This is a genomic window from Pseudomonas sp. GYB4201 (assembly GCF_056312595.1).
Genome location: NZ_JBWGIG010000082.1, coordinates 1 through 3,425 on the forward strand (window position 1 = coordinate 1; position 3,425 = coordinate 3,425).

The following is a 3,425-nucleotide window of genomic DNA, read 5'->3' on the forward strand; positions in this document are numbered from 1 at the left end:
GATGTTCGAGGTAGGCTCGTTCAACTGTTCGGGCTTATAGCCAGAGCGGAGAGGTGAATGGCGGTTCTGCTGCTACACGTGCTTATCAACACTGCTGCTGAACAACCTGCCATTCACCGCTCTCACCCCGGATTCTATTCCTTCTTCTAGACACAAGCTGCCGAAGGCGGCGTCCGGCGCTGGCCTGCGCAATCCCGGCGGCTGGGACGCGGCCTTTGGCCGCTGCTATGGGTGCGGTCCGGACGTGGCCAGCATCAGCCGTTTCAGGCCGATCGGTGGCCACAGCGGTGACAAGCGCGATCAATGGGCGTCGGCCGAGGGCTGTTGCGGCGGCTGCACCTTGCGCATCAGCGGCACCAGCGCCGTGGCGACGATGAAGCAGGCCATGATCATCAGGAACGCATCGGCGTAGGTCAGCACCTGTGCCTCGCGCCAGGTCAGCGCCCACAGCTGGCGCAAGGCGGTCTGGCTGGCGTCGAGGCTGTTCTGGCCCAGCAGTTGGGCGTTCAGGGTGAGTTGCTCGAGCCAGTTGTTCATGCTTTCGTTGCGGGTGTTGAGGTGCTCGGCCAGGCGCAGGAAGTGCAGGTTGCTGCGGTCGTTGAGCACCGTGGCGCAGGCGGCGATGCCGAGGGCGCCGCCCAGGTTGCGCATCAGGTTGAACAGGCCCGAGGCCAGTTTCAGGCGGTCGGGGGCCAAGGAACCGAGCGTCAGGGTGACCACCGGCGGCACCGCCATCTGCTGGGCAAAGCCGCGGATGGCCTGGGGCAGCAGCAGTTCCTTGGCGCCCCAGTCGTGGGTGATGGGCGAAAAATCCCACATGGACAGGGCGAACAGCGACAGCCCCAACATCAGTATCCAGCGCAGGTCGATGCGGTTGGCCAGCAGCGCGTACACCGGAATCGCCAGCAGCTGGAAGATGCCGGTGGAGAACACCGCCAAGCCGATGTCCAGTGAACCGTAGCCGCGCACCCGGCCCAGGAACAGCGGGGTGAGGTAGATGGTGGCGAAGATGCCGATGCCGGTGATGAACGAGAACAGGCAGCCCAGGGCGAAGTTGCGTTCGCCCAGGGCGCGCAGGTCGACGATGGGCTCGCGTATTTCCAGGCAGCGCCAGATGAACAGCGCGCCGCTGACCGCGGCGATCCAGGCGGTGGTGGCGATGGTGCTGTCGCTGAACCAGTTCCAGCGCGGGCCTTCCTCCAGGGTGTACTCCAGGCAGCCGAGAAACATCGCCATCAGCGCCATGCCGATGTAGTCGGCGCCCTTGAGCAGGCTGGGGTTGGGGCGGTCGACCTTGACCAGCATCGGTACGGCGAAGGTCACGAACAGCCCCGGCAGCAGGTTGATGTAGAACAGCCAGTGCCAGGACGAGATGTCGGTGATCCAGCCGCCCACCGCCGGGCCCAGGGTCGGCGCCAGGGAGGCGATGGCGCCGATGGTGGAGGCGGCGATGACGCGCTGCTTGCCGGTGAAATACATGAAGGCGGTGGTGAACACCAAGGGGATCATCGAGCCACCCAAAAAGCCCTGCAGGGCGCGGAAGGCAATCATGCTCTGGATGTTCCAGGCCAGCGCGCACAGCAGGCTGGTCAGGGTGAAGCCGGCCGCCGAGGCGGCGAACAGCCAGCGCGTACTCATCACCCGTGACAGCCAGCCGGACATGGGGATGACGATGATCTCGGCGATCAGGTAGGCGGTCTGCACCCAGGCGGTGTCGTCGGCGCCTGCAGACAGGCCGCCGCCGATGTCCTTGAGCGAGGCGGAGACGATCTGGATGTCGATCAGGGCGATGAACATGCCGACGCACATCGTGGCGAAGGCGGCGACCTTCTGGCGGGTGCTGAGGGTGGGCAGCGGGCTGTTCATGGCCGGCTGGCCACGGCAACGTCATCGTGGCCGGCGTGCTGCTGGGTGTCGACCCGGGCCGTCACTGACAGGCCGGGGCGCAGGGCGCCGAACTCGGCGTCGCTGCTGTCCAGGCGCACCCGCACCGGCACGCGCTGGACGATCTTGGTGAAGTTGCCGGTGGCGTTTTCCGGCGGCAGCACGCTGAACTGTGCGCCCGTGGCCGGCGCCAGGCTGTCGATGTGGCCATGGAACACCCGCCCCGGGAGGATATCGGCGCGGATGCTCACGCCTTGGCCGACCTGCATGCGCGCCAGTTGGTCTTCCTTGAAGTTGGCGTCGATCCACAGGCCCTTGGCCGGCACCACCGAAATCAGCTGGCTGCCGGCGGCCGCGTAGGCGCCTATCCGGGCACGGCGGTTGCCGACGTAGCCGTCCACCGGTGCGCGCAGTTCGGTGTAGCCGATGTTCAGCTGCGCCTGGTCGCGTTCGGCCTGGGCCTGCTGCAAGGCGGCGCGGGCCTGGCCGCGCTGGCTGTCGATCACGTCCAGCTGGCGGCGTGCGGCTTGCAGGCCGGCCTCGGCGCGGGCACGGTCGGCGCGCGCGGTCTTCCAGGTGGCGTCGGCGCGCTGGGCGCTTTCCACCGACACGGCCTGGCTGCGTACCAGGGTCTGGTAGCGGGCGTGGTCGTCGCCGGCGCGCTGGGCTTCGGCGTCGGCGGCGTCGATCTGCGCGCGGGCCTGGTTGATCACTGCCTGTTGCAGCTGTTCGGTGGCGTCAAGGTTGACCAGCGTCGCCTGCTGCGCGGCCACGGCGCCGTCGGCCTTGGCCAGGGCGGTGCGGTAGTCGCGCACATCGATGCGCGCCAGCAGGTCACCGGCCTTGACGAACTGGTTGTCCTGCACCGCCACGTCGGTGATGTAGCCGGGCACCTTGGCGCTGATCACGGTCACGTCGGCGCCGACGTAGGCGTCGTCGGTGTCCTCGATGAAGCGGGCCGCCAGCCACCAGTGGCCGGCGTAGGCCAGGGCGCCGAGCACGGCGAGGGCCAGCACGCCCAGGCGCAGGGCTTGCTTGCGACTGGCGCCAGGGGTGGCGGTGAGGGTTTCGGGCGCGGGGGTGACGTGAGCGTCCATGGCGGGCGGCCTCGTGTTTTTCGGGGAAGTGTTTATATTATGGTCATAATATTACATAGTGAATCTAATAATGGAAGGGCGGGGAGAGGTCCGGTTGTCGGCGCGGCGCGGCGCAGCCGCGCCCAGGAAACGCCGCGAACTGCGTTTGATCTTGATCCCGTGCGGCCTTTGATCTTGATTGTGTGCCCCGTAAAGCGCCAGGGCCGACTGGAGGCGTCGAGCAAGCGGTCCGAGGCGGAGCCGAGGAAGACGGAACCGGAGACGCTTCTATTCCGGGCCGTCGTCCGCTTGATCGGCGCCGGAGGGAGGGGACCCGCAGCGAAGCGTAGGGACCAAGCAGGGGCAAGCCTTTTTTGCTTACTTTTTGTGGCGTTTGACAAAAAGTGAGCCGCCGTAAGGGCGGAAAGGTGATTGTGCATCACCCTTGGTATTGGATATGTGCAT

General features: G+C 66.7%; 2 protein-coding genes. Both read right to left on the reverse strand.

Annotated features, from left to right (window positions below; all coding sequences use genetic code 11):
* Positions 1–300 precede the first annotated feature (300 nt).
* Positions 301–1,866: a DHA2 family efflux MFS transporter permease subunit gene (locus AC0Z2B_RS32390; RefSeq protein WP_476302251.1), complete on the reverse strand. Its 1,566-nt coding sequence runs from the start codon at positions 1,864–1,866 to the stop codon at positions 301–303.
* The gene (locus AC0Z2B_RS32395; protein ID WP_476302253.1) at positions 1,863–2,981 is read right to left on the reverse strand and encodes an HlyD family secretion protein; all 1,119 of its coding nucleotides are present in this window, start codon (positions 2,979–2,981) and stop codon (positions 1,863–1,865) included. Before AC0Z2B_RS32395 ends, AC0Z2B_RS32390 begins: the two co-directional genes overlap by 4 nt.
* Positions 2,982–3,425: the final 444 nt, after the last annotated feature.

Bases quoted from the DNA above. Each gene is read 5' to 3' on its own strand.
- AC0Z2B_RS32395 (WP_476302253.1), bottom strand. From the start codon at position 2,981: ATGGACGCTCACGTCACCCCCGCGCCCGAAACCCTCACCGCCACCCCT.
- AC0Z2B_RS32390 (WP_476302251.1), bottom strand. From the start codon at position 1,866: ATGAACAGCCCGCTGCCCACCCTCAGCACCCGCCAGAAGGTCGCCGCC.